This is a genomic window from Streptomyces sp. NPDC000404 (genome assembly GCF_040300365.1).
GTDB classification, from domain to species: Bacteria; Actinomycetota; Actinomycetes; order Streptomycetales; family Streptomycetaceae; genus Streptomyces; species Streptomyces ramulosus.
Genome location: NZ_JBEPDN010000016.1, coordinates 146,757 through 168,840, shown reverse-complemented (window position 1 = coordinate 168,840; position 22,084 = coordinate 146,757). Strand labels below are relative to the sequence as shown.

22 protein-coding genes and 1 riboswitch are annotated in these 22,084 nt (G+C 73.4%); of the genes, 11 read left to right on the top strand and 11 right to left on the bottom strand.

All coding sequences use genetic code 11. The features are described from left to right. Positions 1-104: 104 nt before the first annotated feature. Together ABT345_RS28475 and ABT345_RS28470 are read left to right on the top strand one after the other, a co-directional pair. The gene (locus ABT345_RS28475; RefSeq protein WP_345079301.1) at positions 105-1,070 is read left to right on the top strand and encodes a hypothetical protein; all 966 of its coding nucleotides are present in this window, start codon (positions 105-107) and stop codon (positions 1,068-1,070) included. After that, positions 1,067-2,383, top strand: coding sequence for a hypothetical protein (locus ABT345_RS28470; RefSeq protein ID WP_345079299.1), 1,317 nt, complete (start codon positions 1,067-1,069; stop codon positions 2,381-2,383). The genes ABT345_RS28475 and ABT345_RS28470 overlap by 4 nt, the downstream gene beginning before the upstream one ends. On the opposite strand, the gene ABT345_RS28465 is transcribed toward ABT345_RS28470, so the two are convergent. After that, positions 2,362-2,658 carry a hypothetical protein gene (locus ABT345_RS28465; protein WP_345079945.1) on the bottom strand — a complete coding sequence of 99 codons (297 nt, stop codon included), beginning with the start codon at positions 2,656-2,658 and terminating at the stop codon, positions 2,362-2,364. The genes ABT345_RS28470 and ABT345_RS28465 overlap by 22 nt on opposite strands. Then, positions 2,646-2,870: a hypothetical protein gene (locus tag ABT345_RS28460; protein ID WP_345079296.1), complete on the bottom strand. Its 225-nt coding sequence runs from the start codon at positions 2,868-2,870 to the stop codon at positions 2,646-2,648. Before ABT345_RS28460 ends, ABT345_RS28465 begins: the two co-directional genes overlap by 13 nt. Positions 2,871-2,991: 121 nt before the next feature. Here ABT345_RS28460 and ABT345_RS28455 point away from each other — a divergent pair, with 121 nt between their 5' ends. From ABT345_RS28455 to ABT345_RS28445, 3 genes are all read left to right on the top strand, one after another. Next, positions 2,992-3,825, top strand: coding sequence for a helix-turn-helix domain-containing protein (locus tag ABT345_RS28455; protein ID WP_345079881.1), 834 nt, complete (start codon positions 2,992-2,994; stop codon positions 3,823-3,825). Continuing rightward, entirely contained in the window at positions 3,815-4,108 is a 294-nt protein-coding gene (locus tag ABT345_RS28450) for a DUF397 domain-containing protein (protein WP_345079293.1), read from the top strand. The genes ABT345_RS28455 and ABT345_RS28450 overlap by 11 nt, the downstream gene beginning before the upstream one ends. Positions 4,109-4,330: 222 nt before the next feature. After that, on the top strand, positions 4,331-4,696 hold the full coding sequence (locus ABT345_RS28445; RefSeq protein WP_345079290.1) for a hypothetical protein: 366 nt from the start codon (positions 4,331-4,333) through the stop codon (positions 4,694-4,696). Between the two features lie 72 nt (positions 4,697-4,768). Here ABT345_RS28445 and ABT345_RS28440 read toward each other — a convergent pair whose 3' ends face one another. Beyond that, positions 4,769-5,341: a hypothetical protein gene (locus tag ABT345_RS28440; RefSeq protein ID WP_345079287.1), complete on the bottom strand. Its 573-nt coding sequence runs from the start codon at positions 5,339-5,341 to the stop codon at positions 4,769-4,771. A gap of 79 nt (positions 5,342-5,420) precedes the next feature. After that, on the bottom strand, positions 5,421-6,368 hold the full coding sequence (locus tag ABT345_RS28435) for a helix-turn-helix domain-containing protein (RefSeq protein WP_345079284.1): 948 nt from the start codon (positions 6,366-6,368) through the stop codon (positions 5,421-5,423). A gap of 170 nt (positions 6,369-6,538) precedes the next feature. Between ABT345_RS28435 and ABT345_RS28430 the strand changes: the two genes are divergently transcribed. Further along, positions 6,539-8,299: an alpha/beta hydrolase gene (locus ABT345_RS28430; RefSeq protein WP_345079281.1), complete on the top strand. Its 1,761-nt coding sequence runs from the start codon at positions 6,539-6,541 to the stop codon at positions 8,297-8,299. Between the two features lie 165 nt (positions 8,300-8,464). Here the strand turns inward: ABT345_RS28430 and groL are convergent, their stop codons facing one another. The 4 genes from groL to thrC all read right to left on the bottom strand — a co-directional run bounded on the left by groL (position 8,465) and on the right by thrC (position 12,878). Then, positions 8,465-10,090: a chaperonin GroEL gene (gene groL / locus ABT345_RS28425; RefSeq protein WP_345079278.1), complete on the bottom strand. Its 1,626-nt coding sequence runs from the start codon at positions 10,088-10,090 to the stop codon at positions 8,465-8,467. Between the two features lie 377 nt (positions 10,091-10,467). Further along, on the bottom strand, positions 10,468-10,674 hold the full coding sequence (locus ABT345_RS28420) for a cold-shock protein (protein ID WP_030285851.1): 207 nt from the start codon (positions 10,672-10,674) through the stop codon (positions 10,468-10,470). A gap of 492 nt (positions 10,675-11,166) precedes the next feature. Continuing rightward, positions 11,167-11,445, bottom strand: coding sequence for a MoaD/ThiS family protein (locus tag ABT345_RS28415; RefSeq protein WP_345079273.1), 279 nt, complete (start codon positions 11,443-11,445; stop codon positions 11,167-11,169). Positions 11,446-11,561: 116 nt separating this feature from the next. After that, complete coding sequence (thrC, locus tag ABT345_RS28410; protein WP_345079270.1) at positions 11,562-12,878, bottom strand: threonine synthase; 1,317 nt, start codon at positions 12,876-12,878, stop codon at positions 11,562-11,564. Then, a riboswitch (SAM riboswitch) is annotated at positions 12,872-13,020 on the bottom strand. Its footprint overlaps the gene before it by 7 nt. A 171-nt stretch (positions 13,021-13,191) precedes the next feature. Between thrC and ABT345_RS28405 the strand changes: the two genes are divergently transcribed. The 3 genes from ABT345_RS28405 (at position 13,192) to ABT345_RS28395 (ending at position 16,550) form a co-directional block, all read left to right on the top strand. Beyond that, positions 13,192-14,157 carry a glucosyl-3-phosphoglycerate synthase gene (locus tag ABT345_RS28405; protein WP_345079267.1) on the top strand — a complete coding sequence of 322 codons (966 nt, stop codon included), beginning with the start codon at positions 13,192-13,194 and terminating at the stop codon, positions 14,155-14,157. 94 nt (positions 14,158-14,251) lie between these two features. Continuing rightward, a complete protein-coding gene (locus ABT345_RS28400) occupies positions 14,252-15,781 on the top strand; it encodes an alpha,alpha-trehalose-phosphate synthase (UDP-forming) (RefSeq protein WP_345079264.1) in 1,530 nt (509 codons plus the stop codon). 148 nt (positions 15,782-15,929) lie between these two features. Next, positions 15,930-16,550 carry a chloramphenicol phosphotransferase CPT family protein gene (locus tag ABT345_RS28395; RefSeq protein ID WP_345079261.1) on the top strand — a complete coding sequence of 207 codons (621 nt, stop codon included), beginning with the start codon at positions 15,930-15,932 and terminating at the stop codon, positions 16,548-16,550. A gap of 83 nt (positions 16,551-16,633) precedes the next feature. Here the strand turns inward: ABT345_RS28395 and otsB are convergent, their stop codons facing one another. The 3 genes from otsB to ABT345_RS28380 form a co-directional block, all read right to left on the bottom strand. After that, positions 16,634-17,596, bottom strand: coding sequence for a trehalose-phosphatase (gene otsB / locus ABT345_RS28390; RefSeq protein ID WP_345079258.1), 963 nt, complete (start codon positions 17,594-17,596; stop codon positions 16,634-16,636). 141 nt (positions 17,597-17,737) lie between these two features. Beyond that, positions 17,738-18,220: a DUF3263 domain-containing protein gene (locus ABT345_RS28385; RefSeq protein WP_345079878.1), complete on the bottom strand. Its 483-nt coding sequence runs from the start codon at positions 18,218-18,220 to the stop codon at positions 17,738-17,740. A 110-nt stretch (positions 18,221-18,330) separates the two neighbouring features. Further along, the gene (locus ABT345_RS28380; RefSeq protein ID WP_345079255.1) at positions 18,331-19,596 is read right to left on the bottom strand and encodes an extracellular solute-binding protein; all 1,266 of its coding nucleotides are present in this window, start codon (positions 19,594-19,596) and stop codon (positions 18,331-18,333) included. Positions 19,597-19,875: 279 nt separating this feature from the next. Between ABT345_RS28380 and ABT345_RS28375 the strand changes: the two genes are divergently transcribed. Continuing rightward, entirely contained in the window at positions 19,876-20,808 is a 933-nt protein-coding gene (locus ABT345_RS28375) for an ROK family protein (RefSeq protein ID WP_345079252.1), read from the top strand. Next, a complete protein-coding gene (gene nagA / locus ABT345_RS28370) occupies positions 20,808-22,019 on the top strand; it encodes an N-acetylglucosamine-6-phosphate deacetylase (protein ID WP_345079249.1) in 1,212 nt (403 codons plus the stop codon). Before ABT345_RS28375 ends, nagA begins: the two co-directional genes overlap by 1 nt. Positions 22,020-22,084: the final 65 nt, after the last annotated feature.

Genomic DNA, 22,084 nt, shown 5'->3' with positions numbered 1-22,084 from the left:
CCCCGCCCCCGCCGCACGCCTCCCCGCCCGGCCACCCCTGTCGCGCCCGCGCCCACCCAGTACGCTCCCGTCCCGAAGAAGGCCGACCGACGGGGAGTTGGGACATGACGCGCGACCTCATCCAGCCACCACCGGACCAGAACCCCCCGGACCCGAGCCCCACACCAAGCCCAAGCCCGGCCCCGCCCACGGACCCGAGCCCGGCCACGGACCCGAGCCCGGCCACGGACCCGAGCCCCACACCGGTCGCGGGCCCGGCCACGGACCCGAGCCCCACGTCGCCACCAGCCCCGTCCCCGAACGCCCCCGGCCGTCTCCCCCGACTCCGCCGCCTACGACGTCTCCACCGCTGGTTCACCGCCCTCTCCACCGACCGCAAGATCGCCGTGGCGGGCCTGGTGATCGCCGCCGTCCCGCTCGCCACCCCGCTCGTCACCGCCGCCTACGACGCCGCCTTCAGCGAACCGGCGCTCGTCCTCGCGGCGGCGCAGGACGACGACACCTGCTCCACCGCCTGGCGCGTCGCCCCAGGTCAAGAAGGCCTCCGCAGCTCCCTCCCGCACGCCGATCCGCATGCGCTCACCCGCTGGGAGCGCGACCGGAAGATCACCCACCTGGACACCGTCGGTTCCGTCGTCAGCATCCGCGGCAACCTCGCCAAGTCCGTCCAGCTGCGGGACCTCTCCGTCACCGTGCTGCGCCGCACCGCGCCGCTGCCCGGCACCACCCAGCCCACGGTGGACTGCGGCGGCGGCCCCGGCCCGCAGCTCTTCTCCGTCGATCTCGACACCCTGCCCGTGGGCCGACCGGTCTCCGCCCGCTACTTGGCGGGCAGCCCGCACCAGCAGGCGTTCCACGACGTGGCGGCCAAGCGGTACGACCGCGAGCCGATGCGGCTGCCGGTCACCGTCTCCACCTCCGACGTCTACGACCTGATGCTCGTCGGCCGCAGCCAGGCCCGGTACGTCGAGTGGCAGGCCACGCTGACCTGGTGGGACGGCGAGGAGACGCACACCACGACGCTCGACAACGACGGCACGCCGTTCCGGGTCACCGCGGAGCACCGATGAACACTCCGGAAGCGCCGGAGAACACCCCGGCCCCCGAATCCGACACGGCCCCCCAAGCCGCCCGCACCGCCCGCTTCCGCCTCCCCCTCCGCGCCCCGCGCTCCCCCTTCACCATCGCCGCCCTCACCGTCGCGCTCGTCCACCTCTCCGGCGCGCTCCCCGTGCAGGTCGACTGGGTCGGGCGGGTCGGCGCGGGCGCCGGCCCGGGGACCGCGCTCGACGCGCTCCGCCTCCTCACCGTCTCGCCGGTCCGCCGCTTCAGCACCGCGACGGGCGCGGGCGCCCTCGGCCTCGAACTGCTGTGGACCGCCTGCTTCCTCTTCCTGCTGACCTCCGCGACCCGCGCCCTCACCGCCCGCACGACGCTCCCGCCCCACGACCCGGAAGCGCCCGTGACCAGGGCGTACGCGCATATCGCCGCCTGGCCGGTGCTCGCCCCCACAGCGCATCTGGCGGCGCTCGCCCTCACCCGGCTGCCCGAGCTGTCCTTCGATCCGACGCTGCGCGGGATCACCGCGTTCACCCTCTTCCTCGACGTCCGCGCCGGTCTCGGGCACGCCGTCCTCCTCGGGCTGATCGGCGGCTTCGCCACGGCGCTGGCCCTGCTCGCCCGCGATCCCGACCTCGCCCGCAGCGCACCGCCGACCGGCCCGCGCGATCTGCTCCGCCGCTTCCACGGCCCGCTGCCCACCCTCGGCCGCCGGCTCGCCACCACCCTGCTCGCCACCGCCGCCGGCGCACTCGTCCTCTGCGCCGTCCTGAACTCCCTCCCCGGCCACCTCCTCTCCCCCCTCGCCCGCTTCTGGTGCGCCCCCGGCGAGCACGCCGGCACCTGCGCGAACGACCTCATCCGGCTGTCCGGACCGGACCTCCCGGAGTTCCCCAACGGCGAACCGCTGCTGGCCCGCTTCATGCGGCTCTACGCCTGGCAGGCGTTCCTGCTGCTCTTCGCCGCCGCCCACTTCATGGTCACGGCGCTCACCGACGCCCTGCCGCGCACCGCCCGCGCCGCCCTCGCCGGGCTGTGCGGCTACACGGCGGGCGCCATCGGATTCGGCGCGGTCACCGGCGCGGTCGCCGCCCTCTGGGCCTCCCCCACCCGCAGCCTGACGCTGGACCAGATCCTCTGCCTGCTCCTCCCGCCCACCGGCCTCAACCATGCCCTCTACGCCGCCCCGTTCGCCGCCCTCCTCTGCGCCGCCCTCGCCCGCCTGCGCGCCCGGAGGACGGAGGCGGCAGCCCCCGAGGACGGCGGAGCCGCCGCGCCCGACGAGGACGCGGCGGCCCCCGCTCACGGCAACCGGCTCGCCTGATTCACCTCCGCCACCCGCGCCCACAGCTCCTCCCGCAGCACCGGCTCACGCAGCTGCTCCGGCGGACAGTCCCACTCCCGTCCCCCGCCCGCCGGCCTGAGCTGCACATACGGCCCCTCGCGGCCCATGATCCGGCCGAGCCGCTCGTCCCGTACGTCGACGGCGTACCCGCCGGCCCGCAGCCACAGCGGCTCCCCGGCGGTCCGCCGCCACGCCTCGGTGCGCGGCGCCCCGTGCGGCCCCTCCGGCCGTCGTCCGCCGCTCACTTCGGGCACCGGCCCAGCAGTTCCACGAGCTGCCGCGCGGTGGCGAGGTTGCACCGGCCCAGCTCGATGAGCGGACGCGGGTCGACCATCGCGCACGACAACGGATCGACGCCCAGCGACGGCAGCGCGATGCCGTGCGCCCGCAGCCCCTCGTCCAGCGCCCGCACGGCGTCGTCCGCCTCCCAGAGCGCGTCGGCCGTCAGCCGCCGTCGTTCGCTCATCGCCATCGTTCTCCACCTTCCACGCTGTGTATGACATTCGCCACACAGCGTGGCCGGACTCGGCTAGCCTGGAAAAGGGGCGCAGACCCAACAACATCCCGTGTACGACCTGGAGTTCTTCATGGCAGGACCCAAGCGTCTCGATCCATCCTCCTCACCCCGCGCGATGCTCGGCGCGGAATTGCGGCACCAACGGGAGAAGGCGAATCTCTCCCAGGAAGAGCTGGGCACGCGGCTCTTCGTCAGCGGCTCGTTCATCGGCCAGCTCGAAGCCGGTACGCGCCGGATGCTGCCGGAGTACGCGCAGAAGATAGACGAAATCCTCAAGACGGACGGGTACTTCGCGCGGAACTGCGAGGCCGCCGCCAAGTCCAGGTACCCCGATCATTTCGCGGAAGCGGCCGAGGCGGAAGCGCAGGCCACGTCCATCAAGGAGTACGAACCCCAACTCATCCCGGGACTGCTCCAGACCGAGGCGTACGCGCGCTGCGTTTTCCGCGCGTACGAACCGACCACAACCGAGAGGGTTATCGACGAGCTGGTCGCCGCCCGACTCGAACGAGCCCGGATTCTGGACGACCCAACGAATCCGTTGCTGTGGGTCGTTCTGGACGAGGCGGTGCTGCGCCGGGTGACCGGAGGACCGCAGGTCATGGCGGAGGCGCTGCGCCATATCGCCTCCCTGGCCCGTCGCCGCCGGATCATCATGCAGGTCCTGCCGCTGGACGTTGGAGCCCACTCCTCAATGGAGGGCTCACTGAAGTTGCTGGCGTTCCCCGATGCCCCAACTCTGGCCTACATCCAGGGCTTGGGCACAGGCCAGTTGTTGGACGATCCGGCAACCGTCAACCGCCACTTGCTGACCTACGATCTGATTAGGGCCAGCGCATTGTCACCGGAAGCTTCTCTGGCCCTGATCGAATCAGTGGCGGAGGATTACACCCGTGACGAGTGATTACGACCTGAGTGCCGCGTACTGGCGCAAATCCAGCTACAGCGGCGGCAGCGGCGGCAACTGCCTGGAGGTCGCGCAGGATTTCCCGGGTGCGGCTCGCTGGCGCAAGTCCACGTACAGCGGCGGCGACGGCGGCAACTGCCTCGAAGTCGCCGACGGCATCCCCGGGATCGTCCCCGTACGGGATTCCAAGCGGCCCGAGGGTCCGGCGCTGACGTTCCGGGCCGCGTCGTGGGCGCGGTTCGTGGGCGGCGTCAACGGCGGGACGTTCGGCGACGCCTGAGCGAGAGGCGCGAACGCCGCGGCCCCGGTTCCCCGTTGGGGAGCCGGGGCCGCGGCACGTTGCCGACCAGGCCCGGCGCCCGACAGGCCGATCGCCTGGCGGGAATCAGATCTTCCTTTTCGTTGAAAGGTGAAGCAAAGTGACTCGGGCCGTTCCGGATCACCGGGCGCGCAGGATGCCGTCCCGGCACGCCTGCCCACGACGAGAAGAAGAGGTCCCCGCATGACGACGAACCGCCGACGCCTGAGCAGAGCCGCCGTCGCCTCCGCCGCCGCGGCCCTGTGCCTGGCCGGAGCGAGCCAGGCGCAGGCCGCCCCGCTCGGCAGCGCCACCCTCTACACGGGCGCCGACCGCACCGGGACCGCCGTCCCGCTCGACCTGGCGAAGACCGGCGTCTGCCAGAACCTCACCACCCCGGTCCGCTCCTTCTCCGTCGCCTCGAACCAGTCCGTGGACGTCTTCTTCAACAAGGACTGCACCACCGGCGCCCCGGGCAAGCCCGGCGACCTCTACTACCGCACGGGCACCCTCGGCCAGGGCAACTTCCCGTACGAGGCGGTCAGCTACCGCATCAACCCGGCGGGCTGACGGACTCCGCAGCGCTGCGCGCACGGCTTCCTGCCCCGGGGCTCCGCCGAGCCCCGGGGCGGCCGCCCGCCCTCACCGCAGCGCCAGCCCCAGTCCCTTCTCCAGCGCCGTGGCCTGCTCCGGCGTGACGAGGGCGACGATCGTGTCGTAGACGCCGTGCTTCTCGCGCGGGAAATCGACGTAGCGGAACGTCCGGGCGTCGTCGCCGCCGGGGTTGAGCGCATCTATCGCCTCCGCCGCCGCGAGGTGGTCGTAGTACTCGTCCGAGAAGTGCTCGGCGGGGACGGCGACCGCGATGCCGTTGCGCTCGAACTCCAGGGTGTCGTCCCGGGAGGCGCCGTCCGGCGAGCGGTCGCCCTCCACGAGGCGGACCTTGCCGACGGTGACGGCGCCGCCGGTCAGCTCCGCGGCGCGCTCCAGCAGATGGGTGTAGCCGGGCTCCAGGTAGTCGATGTCGTCGGCGTGGATCGACAGCGCGATCCCGAAGGACTCCAGCGCGCGGGCGACCTCGTACGGACGCAACGGGTCGTTCGCCCACTGCGCGTACTCCGCGAGCACCTGCCGGACCTGCTCCGGCGCCACCACCCCGGCCTCCTCCAGGACCGCTCCGACCCGCGCGTACGTCATCGTCTGCGTGTTCGACATACCGGCATCCTGCCAGAGGGGTACGACACGATGTGGCCCAACAGTGCGGGCAGTTGGGGAGCCCGGGGTCACACCGGGCTCAGGCGGCGCGGGCGGCCACCTCGTCCGTGAGGGCGGCCAGCAGCCAGTCGTGCGCGGTGCCCGGGGTCGGCACGAGGCGGCCCTCGCGCGAGCCCAGCACCTCGGCGGTGAGCGCCCAGTACGGGTCGATGCGCGGGTCCGCGGCGAGGTGGGCGGCGAGCCCGCGGCGGAAATCCGGGGTGTCCCGGGCGCCGCCGGCGGAGGCGGCGTACGCGGCGACGAAGCAGTCCAGCGCCTCCCCCGGGTGCGGCGCCCGGCCCCGCCGCAGCCGCGCCGCCGCCAACTCGTAGGCCTCGCCCAGCCCGTCGTAGAGGACCTCCGGGCGGAAGCCGGGGCCGGAGCGGTGGGCGGCGGGCTGCGGGCGGGCGGAGCCGTCGCAGGGGCGGGTCACCAGGGCGTGCAGCCGGGCGAAGGCGAGGACCTGCGCGGGCGTCGGATCGTCCGGCGGCGCGGGCACCGCCTGCTCCAGGAAGGCGGCGACCGCACGGGCGGACATCCGCGGCGGCAGCCACGCCCGCCAGAACCGGGCGAGCGGGGCGGTGCTGGGCGGCGCCGGCACCGCGCCGATGAGCCGCAGCCGGTCGGCGCGCTCCTGGGGCGGACACTCCTGGACGAGCCGCAGCCCGGCCTCCCGCCAGCGCAACGCGGCCATCCGGTCGCCCAGTTGCCGCAGCTGCCCGGCGACCGCGTCCTCCAGCACGCCGCCCGCGCCCGCCTCGTCGTCGACGATCCGCCGCACCTGGGGGACGGGCAGATCCAGGGCCCGCAGCGAACGGATCAGCCGCAGCCGGTCGAGGGCGTCGGGGCCGTACCGCCGGTGCCCGCCCGCGCTGCGCGACCGCTCCGGCAACAGCCCCCGGTCCGAGTAGAACCGCACGGTCTTGACCGTGACACCGCCGCGTTCGGCCAGCTCACCGATGCTCCACAGCCCGTCGGATGCCGTCACTTGAACCTCCCTCAGGGGGAGTTCCTACCGTACCGGCGGGCTCGGACGGACGGGCCGATCGGGGGACGGTCCGTCCGGCCGCCTGCCCGGCTTCGGGGGCGCGCCGCGATGCGCCGGGCACCCCCTGCGCACCCGGGGGGCACACCCCCACGACACACGAGGAGCGAACGATGAACGAGACGGAGCGGACCGACGGCGGGCTCGCCGGAACCCACTTCCTGCTGGTGGCAGGCGAATTCGTCGGCGGCTGGGTGTGGGAGGAGACGGCGGAGCAACTGCGGGCGGCGGGCGCGGGGGCGGGCGCGGTCATGCTCGCGGGGGCGCACGGGGACGGGCCCGCGCCGGATCTGGCAGCACACATCGAGGAGGTGGTGCGGGCGATCGATGGGGTATCGGGAGACGGGCCGACCGGGCGCGGAGCGGCCTCCGGGGCCGGTGAGGTTGCCGGTAGCACCTCCGGTTCCGCCGAGGCGGCCGGGTGCGGGGACTCGGGCGGTTCGTGCGGCGCGCCCAGGCCCGGTGACGTGCCCCGTTCCGCCGGCACGACCGCCACCGCCCCGGACATCGTCCTCGTCGGCCACGGCTACGGCCTGCACCCGGTCCTGGGCGCCGCCGACCGGCGGCCGGACCGCGTGGCGCGGATCATCGCCCTGGACACGGCCCCGCCACAGAACGGCCTCCCGGCCTGCGCCACCGTCCCCGACCAGGGCATACGACAGGAACTCGCGGCCCGGGCGAGCGCGGAGACGGCGGGCACAGGCGCGGCGCCCGGGGTCCGCGCGGAGGCGGCCGGACCCGGCGGCGGATCGCTCCCGGCGCCGGATTCGGCGGCCGAGTGGCGCCGCTGGGGCAGCACCGACGGCATCCCCGACGCGGCCCTGAACCGCCTGATCCGCAGCGCCGTCCCGCAACCACTCGGCACCCTCCTCCAGCCCCTGCACCTGACCGGCGCCGCCGACGCCGTCCCCACCACCGGCATCCTCTGCACCGACAACGGCGCGAGCATCGACCTCGTACAGATGCGGGTCGGCCTCGGCGACCCGGCGTTCGCGCCGCTCACCGCGCCCGGCGTGCGCTTCCTCGAACTGCCCACCGGCCACTGGCCGATGCTCTCCCGCCCGGACGCGCTCGCCGACGCCCTGCTGCGCGCGGCGGCGGGCGAGGGCCGCCGCCTCACCCCGCCGGGCAGCCAACCCCCGCCGCACCTGCGGCCGTTCCTCCTCGACGTACCCGAGGTGGAGCGCAAGCGGAACGAGACCGTCGATCTGTACCTCCCCGAGGGCGACGGGCCGCACCCGGCGATGATCTTCGTCCACGGCGGCCCGGTCCCCGAGGGCATCCGGCCGACGCCGCGCGACTGGCCGACGCTCACCGGATACGCCCGCCTCGCCGCGGCCCACGGCGCGATCGGCGTGACCTTCGACCACGGGCTGTACGACATCGACCGCTACCCGCGCGCCGCCGAGGACGTCGCGGCGGCCGTGGCCCGGGTCCGCGCCGACCCGCGGGTGGACGGCGACCGGATCGCGCTGTGGTTCTTCTCCGGCGGCGGACTGCTCGCCGCCGACTGGCTGAGCGCCCCGCCGCCGTGGCTGCGCTGCGTCGCCGCGAACTACCCGATCCTCGCACCGCTGCCCAACTGGGGCCTGGACGGCGACCGGTTCCGCCCGGCGGCGGCGGTCCGCGGCGCGGGCGCCCTGCCCCTCGTCGTGGTCCGGGCCGGCCGCGAACTGCCCGAGATCGCCGCCACCGTCACGGAGTTCCTGACCGCGGCCGAGGCCCACGGCGCCGCCCTGGAGGTGATCGACGTCCCCGAAGGCCACCACGGCTTCGAAACGGCCGACCACGACCCCGGCACCGACCTCGAAGCGCTCCGCACCGCCGTCCGCGCGGCGCTCCGCACCGTCCTGGGACACCTGACGGAACGGTAGACGGCGCCGGTCCACACGGCGTGTCCGGCGCCGGTCCACGCGCCCGGCCCCGGACACGCCGCAGGGGCGGCACCCCTCCGGAGAAATCCGGAGAAGGTGCCGCCCCTGCGAACCAGCGGACGGTGATCCGTCCGTCCCGCCGCGTGCGACGGAACGGGTCAGGGATCAGAAGTCCATGTCACCGCCGGGCATGCCGCCCGGAGCGCCCGCCGCGGCGGCCTTCTCCGGCTTGTCGGCGATGACGGCCTCGGTGGTGAGGAACAGCGCGGCGATGGAGGCGGCGTTCTGCAGCGCGGAACGGGTCACCTTCGCCGGGTCGATGATGCCCTCGGCGATCATGTCGACGTACTCGCCGGTGGCAGCGTTCAGACCGTGGCCGACGGCCAGGTTGCGCACCTTCTCCACGACAACGCCGCCCTCAAGGCCGCCGTTGACGGAGATCTGCTTCAGCGGGGCCTCCAGGGCCAGCTTCACAGCGGCGGCACCGGTGGCCTCGTCGCCCTCCAGCTCCAGCTTCTCGAAGACGCTGGAGGCCTGGAGCAGGGCGACGCCACCGCCGGCGACGATGCCCTCCTCGACGGCCGCCTTCGCGTTGCGAACGGCGTCCTCGATGCGGTGCTTGCGCTCCTTGAGCTCGACCTCGGTCGCGGCACCGGCCTTGATGACCGCAACACCGCCGGCGAGCTTCGCCAGGCGCTCCTGCAGCTTCTCGCGGTCGTAGTCGCTGTCCGAGTTCTCGATCTCGGCGCGGATCTGGTTGACGCGGCCCTGGACCTGGTCGCTGTCGCCGGCACCGTCGACGATGGTGGTCTCGTCCTTGGTGATGACGACCTTGCGGGCGCGGCCCAGCAGGTCGAGACCGGCGTTCTCCAGCTTGAGGCCGACCTCCTCGGAGATGACGGTGCCACCGGTGAGGATGGCGATGTCGCCGAGCATGGCCTTGCGGCGGTCACCGAAGCCCGGGGCCTTGACGGCGACGGACTTGAAGGTGCCACGGATCTTGTTGACGACCAGGGTCGACAGGGCCTCGCCCTCGACGTCCTCGGCGATGATCAGCAGCGGCTTGCCGGACTGCATGACCTTCTCCAGGAGCGGCAGCAGGTCCTTCACGTTGCCGATCTTGGAGTTGACGATCAGGATGTACGGGTCGTCGAGCGACGCCTCCATACGCTCCATGTCGGTGGCGAAGTACGCCGAGATGTAGCCCTTGTCGAAGCGCATACCCTCGGTGAGCTCCAGCTCCAGACCGAAGGTCTGGGACTCCTCGACGGTGATGACGCCTTCCTTGCCGACCTTGTCCATGGCCTCGGCGATCAGCTCGCCGATCTGGGTGTCGGCGGCGGAGATGGAGGCGGTCGAAGCGATCTGCTCCTTGGTCTCCACGTCCTTGGCCTGCTCCAGCAGGGCGGCGGAGACGGCCTCGACGGCGGTCTCGATGCCGCGCTTGAGGGCCATCGGGTTGGCGCCGGCGGCGACGTTGCGCAGACCCTCACGGACCAGCGCCTGGGCGAGGACGGTCGCGGTCGTCGTGCCGTCACCGGCGACGTCGTCCGTCTTCTTCGCGACCTCCTTGACCAGCTCGGCGCCGATCTTCTCGTACGGGTCCTCCAGCTCGATCTCCTTGGCGATGGACACACCATCGTTGGTGATCGTGGGGGCGCCCCACTTCTTCTCCAGGACGACGTTGCGACCCTTGGGGCCGAGGGTCACCTTGACGGCGTCGGCGAGCTGGTTCATACCGCGCTCAAGGCCGCGCCGCGCCTCCTCGTCGAACGCGATGATCTTGGCCATGTGAAGTGGTCCTCCCAGGACGAAGGGGGCACCTCCCGCGCCTTTGGGGCGTGGAGGCTCTTTCCTCCGGACCGCGCTGGCGCCCGCGACGGACGGCCCACCGTTGGAGCGGTTCCTTCCCGCCCCGCCTGCGGACCTCACCGACGGTCCAAAACTGTCACTCTCACTCGGAGAGTGCTAACGCAATGATTAGCACTCGACCCCCTTGAGTGCAAGGCGCCTTCCGAAGGGAGGCTCGATGAGGGGTGGTGGTCGGGCGACGGGCGGGCGCAAGCGCCCTCCGCAAGGAGGGCACGTTGAGGGGGTGCCCCACACACAACAGGAGGCCCGCGCCCCCTACGGGGCGCGGGCCTCCTTGACGCGCAGTCGGTCGGCGCTCAGCCGGCCGCCAACTTGACCATGTCGGCCTGCGGCCCCTTCTGGCCCTGCGAGATCTCGAAATCGACCCGCTGGCCCTCCTCGAGGGTGCGGTAGCCGTCCATCTGGATCGCGCTGTAGTGGACGAAAACATCCGCACCACCGTCGACCGCGATGAAGCCGTACCCCTTCTCCGCGTTGAACCACTTGACGGTGCCCTGAGCCATGCCTAACTCCCCTATTACTGGCCCTTCGCAGGACCGCACTCCGCGGACCCGGGTCAGACCTCACCCCGCGAATGGCCCGTGGGGTGTGCGCCGGAACGCGTCGACCGCCGCCGAATGTATCCGCACCGGTGCCCAGCGCAACAGGTCAATCGGACGAGAATTCTGACGGCGCGAGAAGTGGCGATATGCGCAGAACTGGCCATATTCCCGGGCAACTCGGGCCGGGCATAAGGAGCTTAGGGCGCAAACACCGCACACACTTTGCACACAACTCATCGCGATCCCGGGGCGTTCAGAAGGCCGCCACACCGCGCTCGACGAGCAGAAGAAGGGGATCGGCGAAATGGTATCGCGTTTTGCAGGACTGTTTCACAACGCGGAATCGCCCCGTCCGGATATCCGGACGGGGCGATTATCGGTCAGCGGGAGAAAGGAATGGCGAGAACCATTCGCCATCGGGGCGGAACGGCTCCCCCGGTCCCGGTGCGGGCGTCAGCAGCCGCCGGCCACCGCCGGGATGATCGAGACGCCCGCACCGTCCGGCGTCGGCGTCTGGAGGCCCTGCTCGAAGCGGACGTCGTCGTCGTTGACGTAGACGTTCACGAAGCGCCGCAGCTTGCCCGCGTCGTCCAGCACCCGGGCGGCGATGCCCTGGTGGTTCTTCTCCAGGTCGGTGATGACCTCGGACAGCGTCGCGCCCTCGGCGCTGACCTCGGACGCGCCGCCGGTGTACGTACGGAGGATGGTGGGGATGCGGACCTTGACGCTCATGGGTTCTGCCTTCCAACGACTGCGGATACGTCTGCGGAACCGGCCGCCGCGCCCCGGGCGGGACGACGGCGGACGGACCGGATCGGCCGGTTTCCGGCCGGGGGAACGACCGGGGTTCAGCCGGCCAGACCGGCCGAGCGGAACGCGTCCAGGCTCGGGCGGATGGTGGCCGTGGGGCCGGTGGTCGGAGCGACGGCGTCAAGCGTCTTGAGGCCGTCGCCGGTGTTGAGGATGACGGTGGACAGGGTCGGATCGAGCAGGCCCGCTTCGATGAGCTTCTTGGTGACGCCGACGGTCACCCCGCCGGCGGTCTCCGCGAAGATGCCCTCCGTCCGCGCCAGCAGCTTGATCGCGTCCACGACCTGCTCGTCGTTGACATCCTCCACCGCGCCGCCCGTACGGCGTGCGATGTCGAGGACGTACGGCCCGTCGGCGGGGTTGCCGATCGCCAGGGACTTGGCGATGGTGTCCGGCTTCTGCGGGCGGACCACGTCGTGGCCGGCCTTGAACGCCGTCGACACCGGGGAGCAGCCCTCGGCCTGGGCGCCGTAGATCCTGTAGGGCCGGTCCTCGACGAGGCCGAGGGTGATCAGCTCCTTCAGTCCCTTGTCGATCTTGGTGAGCTGGGAGCCGGAGGCCACCGGGATGACGATCTGGTCCGGCAGCCGCCAGCCGAGCTGTTCGCAGATCTCGTACGCCAGCGTCTTGGAGCCCTCGCCGTAATAGGGGCGGAGGTTGACGTTGACGAAGCCCCAGCCCTCGCCGAGCGGGTCGCCGATCAGCTCGGAGCAGAAGCGGTTGACGTCGTCGTAGTTGCCCTCGATGCCGACGAGGTCGCCGCCGTAGACCGCGGCCATGACGACCTTGCCCGCCTCCAGGTCGTGCGGGATGAAGACGCAGGAGCGGAATCCGGCGCGGCGGGCGGCGGCGCCGACGGCACCGGCGAGGTTGCCGGTCGAGGAGCAGGAGAGGGTGGTGAAGCCGAAGGCGCGCGCCGCCTCGACCGCGATGGCGACGACCCGGTCCTTGAAGGAGTGCGTCGGGTTGCCGGAGTCGTCCTTGACGTAGAGGCCGCCGGTGACGCCCAGCTCACGGGCGAGGTTGTCGGCCTTGACGAGCTTGGTGAAGCCGGGGTTGAGATTCGGCTTCCCGGCCACGTCCGCGGGGACGGGCAGCAGCGGTGCGTACCGCCAGATGTTGTGGGGACCGGCCTCGATCTGCTTCCGCAGGGCTTCCGGGTCACCGCCCGGCAGCTCGTACGCCACCTCCAGCGGACCGAAGCAGGTCGCGCAGGCGAAGATCGGGCCGAGCGGGAAACGCTCCCCGCATTCGCGACAGGAGAGACCTGCGGCGGGACCCAGAGTGACGGAGGAAGCGTTTTCGGTAACTTCAACAGCTTGCGCAGCCATGGAGGCGAGGCCCTTTCTCCTCATCTTCCTCGCGACGCATCTCGCCACGAGACGGATTTGGCACCTTCCCTAGCCGGGAGCCTCGCGCCGCGCGATGCGGTCGAGACCGGCTGGAGGGTTGCCGGGGCTTCAACGGGCCGTGTCCCTCTGCCCCTCTGGATGAGCGGTATGGCGCTGGGAAAACCCAGGCGTTTGTGGTGCGGTGACCCCCGGCATGCGACGGTCGTCCGCGTTGTTCAAGACTGTAACCGACGGCACTGACAGTGGTGAGAGTCGTCCGAACCGCGAGATGGATCACATGCGCCGCCGAGACGGCGCGCACCGAGGAGTCGTAGACGTGCTGGAAGAGGTGGAGCGCTGGCTGGGACGTCGCTCCTGGTCGGCGGAGGACCGGCCGCTGCCGCAGCTGCTGGAGGCCAAACGGCTCAGCGGCCGCACGGTCAGCGTCGTGCTGCCCGCGCTCGACGAGGAGGCGACGGTCGGCACGATCGTCACGGCCATCCGCGCCGCCCTGATGACCGAGGAGGTGCCGCTCGTCGACGAACTGGTGGTGCTCGATTCCGGGTCCACGGACCGGACGGCCGAGGTCGCGGCGGCCGCCGGGGCGCGGGTGGTGGCGCGGGACGCGGTGCTGCCGCGGCTGCCGGCGGTGCCCGGCAAGGGCGAGGTGCTGTGGCGGTCGCTGCTGGTCACCCGCGGCGACATCGTCTGCTTCGTCGACGCGGACCTGCGGGAGTTCTCGCCGACGTTCGTCTCCGGGATCGTCGGGCCGCTGCTGACCGACCCGGACGTGCAGTTCGTCAAGGCGATGTACGACCGGCCGCTGGAGACCGGCGGCGCGCCCGGGGGCGGTCCGGGCCAGGGCGGACGGGTCACCGAGCTGGTCGCCCGGCCGCTGCTCAACCTCCACTGGCCGCAGCTGGCCGGGTTCGTGCAGCCGCTGGGCGGGGAGTACGCGGCGCGGCGTTCGCTGCTGGAGCGGCTGCCGTTCCCGGTCGGTTACGGCGTCGAGCTGGGGCTGCTGGTCGACGCGTTGCACACGGCCGGTCTGGACGCGCTCGCGCAGGTGGACGTCGGGGTGCGCAAACACCGCCACCAGGACGGTCAGGCGCTGGGCCGGATGGCCGCGGCGATCTACCGCACCGCCCAACTCCGGCTGGCGCGCGGCCACTTGGTACGGCCGCGGCTGACGCAGTTCGTGCGCGGCGAGAGCGGATTCGTCCCCCGGACGAGCGATGTCGACACCGAGGAGCGGCCCCCGATGGCGGACGTTCCGGAGTACGCGGAGAGCCGGGCGGCCTGAGTTCTCCGCGGGCTGGGCCGGTGGAGCGGCGGGTGTCCCTCCCTTGGCCTCATTCGTACGTGTGCGCCGATCCGGTGCGGGCTAGGGTCGCGGCATGGCCTCCGAACACAGCGGTACCACCCCTGCCCGGACGCCCGCCGCGGGGCGCGGCGCCGAGGTGCTCGTCGCGTCCAACCGCGGCCCGGTCTCGTACGCCGTCGGCGCGGGCGGCGCGCTGAGCGCGAAGCGGGGCGGCGGCGGGCTGGTCTCGGGGCTGTCGGCGATCGGTCCGGAGACGGACGCGGTGTGGGTGTGCGCGGCGCTGGGCGACGGCGACCGGGAGGCGGTGCGGCGCGCGGACGGTGAGCTTCCGGTGGCCGATACCGGTGGACAGCGCGTCCGGATGCTGGACATCCCGGCGGAGACACACGCCGCTGCCTACAACGGCATCGCCAATTCGGTGCTCTGGTTCGTCCACCACATGCTCTACCAGACGCCGCTGGAGCCGTCGTTCGACACGGAGTTCCGGGGGCAGTGGACGGCGTACGAGGCGTACAACGCGGCGTTCGCGCAGGCGCTGGACCGGGCGGCGGCGCCGGGCGCGGCGGTGCTGATCCAGGACTACCACCTGGCGCTGGCCCCCGGGATGCTCCGCGAGCGCCGCCCCGACCTGCGGATCGGGCACTTCTCGCACACGCCGTGGGCGCCGCCGGAGTACTTCGCGCTGCTGCCCGACGACATCCGGGAGCGGCTGATCCGGGGGATGCTCGGCGCGGACCGGGCGGGCTTTTTGACCGAGCGGTGGGCGGCGGCGTTCGTGGCGTGCTGCACGGCCACCCTGGAGACCCGGTGCGCCGTCCACCATTCGGACAGCGAGGCGCCGCACGTGGTCACCGCGCCCCCGGGCCGGACGCCGCACACCACCCGGATCGGGGTGCACGGTCTGGGCGCGGACGCGGAGTTCCTGCGGGAGCGGGCGCACCGCCCGGACGTCGAGGAGCGGCTGACGGCGCTGCGCGCGCAGATCGGCGGCGGGGACGGGCCGGGTCGGCGCCGCACGATCGTGCGGGTGGACCGCACGGAGCTGTCGAAGAACATCGTCCGCGGGCTGCACGCCTACCGCCGGCTGCTGACGGACCGCCCCGAGTGGCGCGAGCGCGTCGTCCACGTCGCGTTCGCCTACCCCTCCCGCCAGGATCTGGCCGTCTACCGCGACTACACCGCCGAGGTGCGGCGCGTCGCCGAGGAGATCAACTCCACGTTCGGCATGCCGGGTTGGCAGCCGGTGGTGCTGCATGTCAAGGACGATTTCGCGCGTTCCCTGGCCGCGTACCGCCTCGCGGACGTCGCCCTCGTCAACCCCATCCGGGACGGGATGAACCTCGTCGCCAAGGAGGTCCCGGTGGTCTCCGACGCCGGGTGTGCGCTGGTCCTCTCGCGGGAGGCGGGCGCCCACGAGGAGCTGGGCGAGGACGCGTTGAGCGTCAACCCGTACGACATCAACGCGACGGCCGACGCGCTGCACGAGGCGCTGTCGATGCCCGGGGAGGAACGCGCGGCCCGCTCCGCCCGGTTGGCCACCGCGGCCACGGCGCTGCCGCCGGCCCGGTGGTTCACGGAGCAGCTGACGGCGCTGCGGGGGTGAGGGCGGGGCCCGCGGTCCGGGGCCCGGAGGCCGGGCGTCGGCGTGGGCCGGGGGCGGTGCGGGCGGACCCGGAGGCCTTCCCGCGGCGCGCCCCGGGGATCATGAGGGGCCGCCGACCGGCGTGCGTCCACCGGCCCCGAGGAGTCCGATGTCCGCCGAACGCCCCGCCGCCGCACCGCCGTTCCTCCCCGACGGCGAGGCGCCGCCGCCCCGCCGCGGGCGGATCATCTTCCTCAACGGGACCTCCAGCTCCGGCAAGTCGAGCATCGCGCGGGAGCTGCTGGAGATCCTGGACGAGCCCGCGTTCCATCTGCCCGTGGACGCCTTCCACGCCATGCGCGCCCGCCGCGAGATCGCCCCGGAGGCGCTGGGGACGGTGCTGCGGCGCACCTGGATGGGTTTCCACCGGGCCGTCGCGGGCATGGCGGCGGGCGGCAACGACGTGGTCGTCGACCATGTGCTGAGCGAGGAGTGGCGGCTGCGGGACTGCCTGGCGCTGTTCCCCGCCGAGGACGTGGTGCTGGTCGGCGTCCACTGCGCGCTGGAGGAGCTGGAGCGCCGCGAGGAGGCCCGCGGCGACCGCCCACCGGGCCTCGCCGCCCGCCAGTTCACCCGCGTCCACGCCCACGACGTCTACGACCTGACCTGCGACACGACGGCCACCCCGGCGGCCGAGTGCGCCCGGCTGATCAAGGAGTTCCTGCCGGGGCGGCCGATGCCTACGGCGTTCCAGCGGTTGGCGGCGGGGGCGGACGCGACGGGCGGCTGACGCGCCGCCGGGGACGGCCCGGCGCCGCGCCCGTCACCCCGTCAGCAGCCGGTCATCTCGCCGGCTGTCGTTCCGCCGACCGGTCATTTCGCCAACCGGTCCGCAAGGGCGTCGAGAAGAGCGACGACTCCGGTGGGGCCGTCGACCACCAGGTCGGCGCGGGCGGCGAGGTCGGGGACCTCGGTGCTGCCGCTGCACACCAGCAGGCCGGTGCGGTGGGGGGCGGCGGGGTCGGTGCGGAGGCGGTCGACGGTGTCGAAGGCGGCGAGGTCCCCGAGGTCGTCGCCGGCGTAGAGGACGGTACGGGCGCCGGTCTCGCGGAGCCAGGCGGCCAGGGCGACGCCCTTGTCGACGCCGGGCGGGCGCAGCTCCAGGACGTAGCGGCCCGGTTCGACGAGGAGACCGTGGCGGGTGGCGAGGGCGGTCAGGGGGGCGCGCAGGGCGTCGAGTGCGCCCTGCGGGTCGGGGGCGCGCCGGGTGTGGACGGCGAGGGCGCGGCCGCCCTTGCGCTCGACGGCAACGGCGGTCCAGGGGCCGTGCCAGACGCCGGATGCGGCGAGGGCGTCCGGGAGTTCGGCCTCGGCGGCGGCGACCTCGGGCGGCGGCCCGTCGGCGTGCAGGGCTCCCGTCGCCGCCTCCCAGCGCTCGGCGCCGTAGTGGCCGAGGACGGTGAGGCGGTCCAGGCCCGGGGCGCCGTCGATGCCGGCCAGCCGGACGGCGACGGCGGCGGGCCTGCCGGTGATCACGGCGGCGGCGCGCAACCGGGGCACCAGCCGCCCCAGTGCCCGCGCGGCCCCGGGGTGCGCCCGCGCCGCCTCCGGGTCGTCGACGATCTCCGCGAGCGTCCCGTCGAAGTCGACCGCGAGCGCGGCGTCCCCCGGCGCGGCCAGCAGCGCGGCCAGCGCGGCACGGCCCGCTTCGGTACGCGGGACGGGGAGGCCGGGGCGCGGTGGCGGGCCGGTGCCGGGGGTGCGGCCCGTAGTGGATGAGGGGCCGGCGCCCGATTCCGGGCCCGGCGGGGATGCGGCGTCCGGGGAACTGCCCATGGGGCGAGCGTACCGGGGCGGAGGCGGGCGGACCCGGCGTACGGCGAGGACGCCGGCGCCCGGGTTCGTCGACCTCGGCGGCGCCCGGGGCCATTGACCTCGGGTGACCTCAGCGGCGCCCGGCCACGCCCGCGGCGCTCCTCACCGCCGGCCCCGGCGGGCCTCCCGGCGCAGCCGGAGGCGGTGGACGGTGCCCGGGTCGTGGCGCAGCGCGCGCGCGTCGTCGAGCAGGGCGTTGAGGAGTTGGTAGTAGCGCGTCGGGGAGAGGTGGAGGCGCTCGCGGATGTAGCGCTCCTTGGGCCCGGACGAGGGCCAGGACCGGCGCTCCACGGCGAGCACCGCCTTGTCCAGGGCTGAGAGTTCACCGGGGGCGGGAGCCGCCGGGGCGGCGTGCGCGCCTTCGGGGGTGGCAGCCTCGGCACGGCTGTCCGGGGCGGCAGCCTCCGCGCCGCGTTCGGGAACGGAAGCCGCGCCACCGCCCGGCGCGGGCGCCGGGCCGCCTTCGGGGGCAGACGCCGGGCCGCCCCGGGGAGCCGCGCCTCCCTCGGCCGGGACCTCGGCCGGGACGCCCGCCCCCGTACCGCCGTCCGCCTCCCGGCCCGTGCCGTCCTCACCGTGCGTCATCACGCTTCCCACGATAAGCCCCTGGTAGGACGATCGGGCGGGTCCGGCCCGGGCTGCGGAGCCGGGCCCGGGCCGGGAAACCGGTACCGGCCCGGGCCCTGTTCAGGGGGTCAGCTGCCGGCCGTGTCCGCCGCGTCCGCGGTGTTCTGGAGGTCGGCCAGGATGCTCGACGGGTCGCCCTTGGGGCCGACCGCCTCGCCCATCTGCGACTTGACGGACCTGGCGACGTCCGGCCAGGACGTCTTGTTCGCGGGGTAGAAGTGCGCGTCGCGCAGCGGGCCGACGAAGTCCTGGAGATGGCCGAAGCGGTGGTCGCCGGCCATCTTCTGGGCGGCCGTCGAGGTGACCGGCAGCAGGCCGAAGTCGCGGGAGAAGGTCAGCACGTTGCTGTCGTTGTAGACGAAGTCGAGGAACTTCCCCGCCTGGGCGCGGTGGCCGTTGCGCTTGAACGCCATCATCCAGTCGGACACGCCCAGCGTCGACGCGGCCGGGCCGTGCACACCGGGCAGATCGGCGGTGCCGTAGTCGATGCCCTTCGCCTCGGCCTGCTTGATCAGCGCCGGGTGGCCGTTGAGCATGCCGACGTCGCCGTCGGCGAACCCGGCGAACGCCTCCGCGCGGTTGAGGCCGGCCGGGTCGCCGCCGGTCAGCCCCTTGCCGACGAGTTCGTCGCGCAGCCAGGTGAACGTCTTGACGTTGGCGGGCGAGTCGATCGCGTACTTGCCGATCTCGTCGGTGTAGCCGCCGCCCCCGCTGAGCAGCCAGTTCAGCGTTTCGGCCTGGGTCTCCTCCGGGCCGAGCGGCAGCGCGTACGGCGTCTTCACGCCGTGCTTCTTCAGCAGTTCCGCGTCCTCGGCGATGTCGTCCCAGGTCTTCGGGGCGTCGGTGATGCCCGCCTCGGCGAAGAGCTTCTTGTTGTAGAAGAGGCGGCGGGTACTGGCGGCGAAGGGGATGCCGTACTGCACCCGGTCCACCTCGCCCGGCTCGGCGAGCGCGGGCTGGAGGTCGGCCTGGACGGGGATGGAGAGCAGTTCGTCGGCGCTGTAGAGCTGGCCGTCGGCGGCGTAGTCGACGTACGCGCCGATCTGCGCGAGGTCGGGCGCCTGGTCCTTGCGGACCAGATCGGCGACCTTCTTGTCGACGTCCTTCCAGCTGTAGACGTCGACGTCGACCTTGATGCCGGGGTTCTTCTTCTCGAAGGCGCGGGTCAGCTGGTCCCAGTACTGCCGGGAGCCGGGACCCGTGCCGTCGCCGTAGTCCGCGGCGACGAGCTTGAGGGTGACGCGGTCGCCCTGGCCCACGCCGCAGCCGCTCAGGGTGAGGGTCAGGACGGTGGCGATTCCCGCCGCCGCCAGGCTCGTGTACCGCCGCTGCACTGCTGTTACCGCCCTTGTCCGGATAGATGGTGTTACCGGGTCCGCACGCGGCACCGGGGATCGCCCTGTGCCGCCACGGCGACACGCGCCGAAGCGCGCACCGTATGAGGTCTGGACCACAGTCCCCGCCGCTGCGCGGTGACCACAGGAATCCGCAGGTCACCATGGACAGACGGCGCATGAACCATGGGGTGGCACCAAGGATAAGGCGCGGGAACGAGCAGGCCACACCGCGAGTGGACTAGACCTTTAGGTACGGCTCGCGCGAAACTGTTCTCCGTGAGACACGTCATCGCCCTTGATGTGGGCGGCACCGGAATGAAGGCCGCCCTCGCGGGGGCGGACGGCACCCTGCTCTACGAGGCGCGCCGCCCGACCGGCCGCGAGCGCGGCACCGACGCCGTGATCGAGGCCGTCCTCGGCTTCGCCGCGGAGCTGCGCGACATCGGCCTGGCCCGCTTCGGCACCCCCGCGGCCGCCGCCGGCGTCGCGGTCCCCGGCATCGTCGACGAACGGGCCGGCATCGCCGCCTACTCCGCCAACCTCGGCTGGCGCGACCTGCCGCTGCGCGATCTGCTCTCGCGGCGGCTGGGCGGCGTCCCCGTCGCGCTCGGCCACGACGTCCGCACCGGCGGGCTCGCCGAGGGCCGCATCGGCGCCGGGCGCGACGCCGGACGCTTCCTCTTCGTCCCCCTGGGCACCGGCATCGCGGGTGCCATCGGCATCGAGGGCCGCATCGAGACCGGCGCGCACGGCAGCGCCGGCGAGATCGGCCACATCGTCGTCCGGCCCGGCGGGCGGCGCTGCGGCTGCGGGCAGCACGGCTGTCTGGAGACGGTGGCGTCCGCCGCCGCGGTCGGCCGCGCCTGGGCCGAGGCGTGCGGCGATCCGTCGGCGGGCGCGGCGGACGCGGCGAAGGCCGTGGCGTCCGGCGATCCGCGCGCCGCCGCGGTGTGGCAGGACGCGGTGGACGGCCTCGCCGACGGCCTGGTCACCGGCCTCACCCTGCTCGATCCGCAGACGCTGATCATCGGCGGCGGGCTCGCGGAGGCGGGCGACACGCTCTTCGTGCCGCTGCGCGAGGCGGTCGCCGCACGGGTGACGTTCCAGCGCCTGCCCTCGATCGTCCCGGCGGCTCTGGGGGACGCCGCCGGCTGCCTGGGCGCGGGTCTCCTCGCCTGGGATCTACTCTCCACGGAGGTATCCGCCTGATGGCACAGCAACGATCCGCGGGCCGTACCGGTGACCGGCGCACCGTCCTCGCCGGGGCCCGTGTCGCGACCCCGTCCGGCGTCGTCGAGGACGGCCGGATCACGGTCGCGGACGGCCGTATCGCCGAGGTGTCCGGCGGCCCCGCCCCGGACGGCCCCGGTGACGCCGGGGCGGAGCACGCCGATCTGACGGGCCATCTCGTCGTGCCCGGCTTCATCGACATGCATCTGCACGGCGGGGGCGGCGGCTCCTTCTCGTCCGCGGACCCCGAGGAGTGCCTGCGGGTCGTCGAGGCGCACCGCCGCCACGGCACCACCTCGATGATCGGCTCCACCGTCACCGGCGACCTCGACGACCTCGCCCGGCAGGCGGCGGTCCTGGCCGAGCTGACCGAGCAGGGCGACCTGGTCGGCATCCACTTCGAGGGCCCGTTCATCTCGCCGCACCGCTGCGGCGCCCACCAGCCCGAGCTGCTGCGCGACCCGGATCCGGCGGACGTCCGCACGCTCGTCGCCGCCGGCCGCGGCCGCACGAAGATGATGACGATCGCCCCCGAACTCCCCGGCGGCCTGGACTCCGTACGGCTGCTCGCCGACTCCGGCGTGCTCGCCGCCGTCGGCCACACCGACTCGACGTACGACGCCACCCGCGACGCCATCGACGCGGGCGCCCGGGTCGCCACCCACCTCTTCAACGCGATGCCCGCGCTGGCCCACCGCGCGCCGGGGCCGGTCCTCGCGCTGCTGGAGGACGAGCGGGTCACCGTCGAGATGATCAACGACGGCACCCATCTGCACCCGGCCGTCCTCCAGATGGCCTTCCGCGACGCGGGCGCCGGACGGGTCGCGTTCATCACCGACGCGATGGGCGCGGCGGGCATGTCCGACGGGATGTACCACCTCGGCCCGATGGGCGTGAGCGTCACCGACGGCGTCGCCCGGATCGCCGACGGCCCCACCGCGGGCTCCATCGCCGGCTCCACCCTCACTCTGGACCGGGCGTTCCGCCGCGCCTTGACCGTCGACGGCCTGACGATCGGCCAAGCTGTACAGGCGCTTTCGGCCAATCCGGCGCGTCTGCTGGGCATCGACGACCGGACCGGTTCGCTGACCGCCGGCAAGGACGCCGATCTGGTCGTCCTGGACGCCGCGTACCAGGTCGTCGGCGTGATGCGGCACGGTGCGTGGGTGGTCCGCCCGGCCGGCGTCTGACCCGCCGCGGGGCCGGGCCGCCACCGCGATCCGACATCCGGGCGGCGGCCCGGCGACGGCTCGGC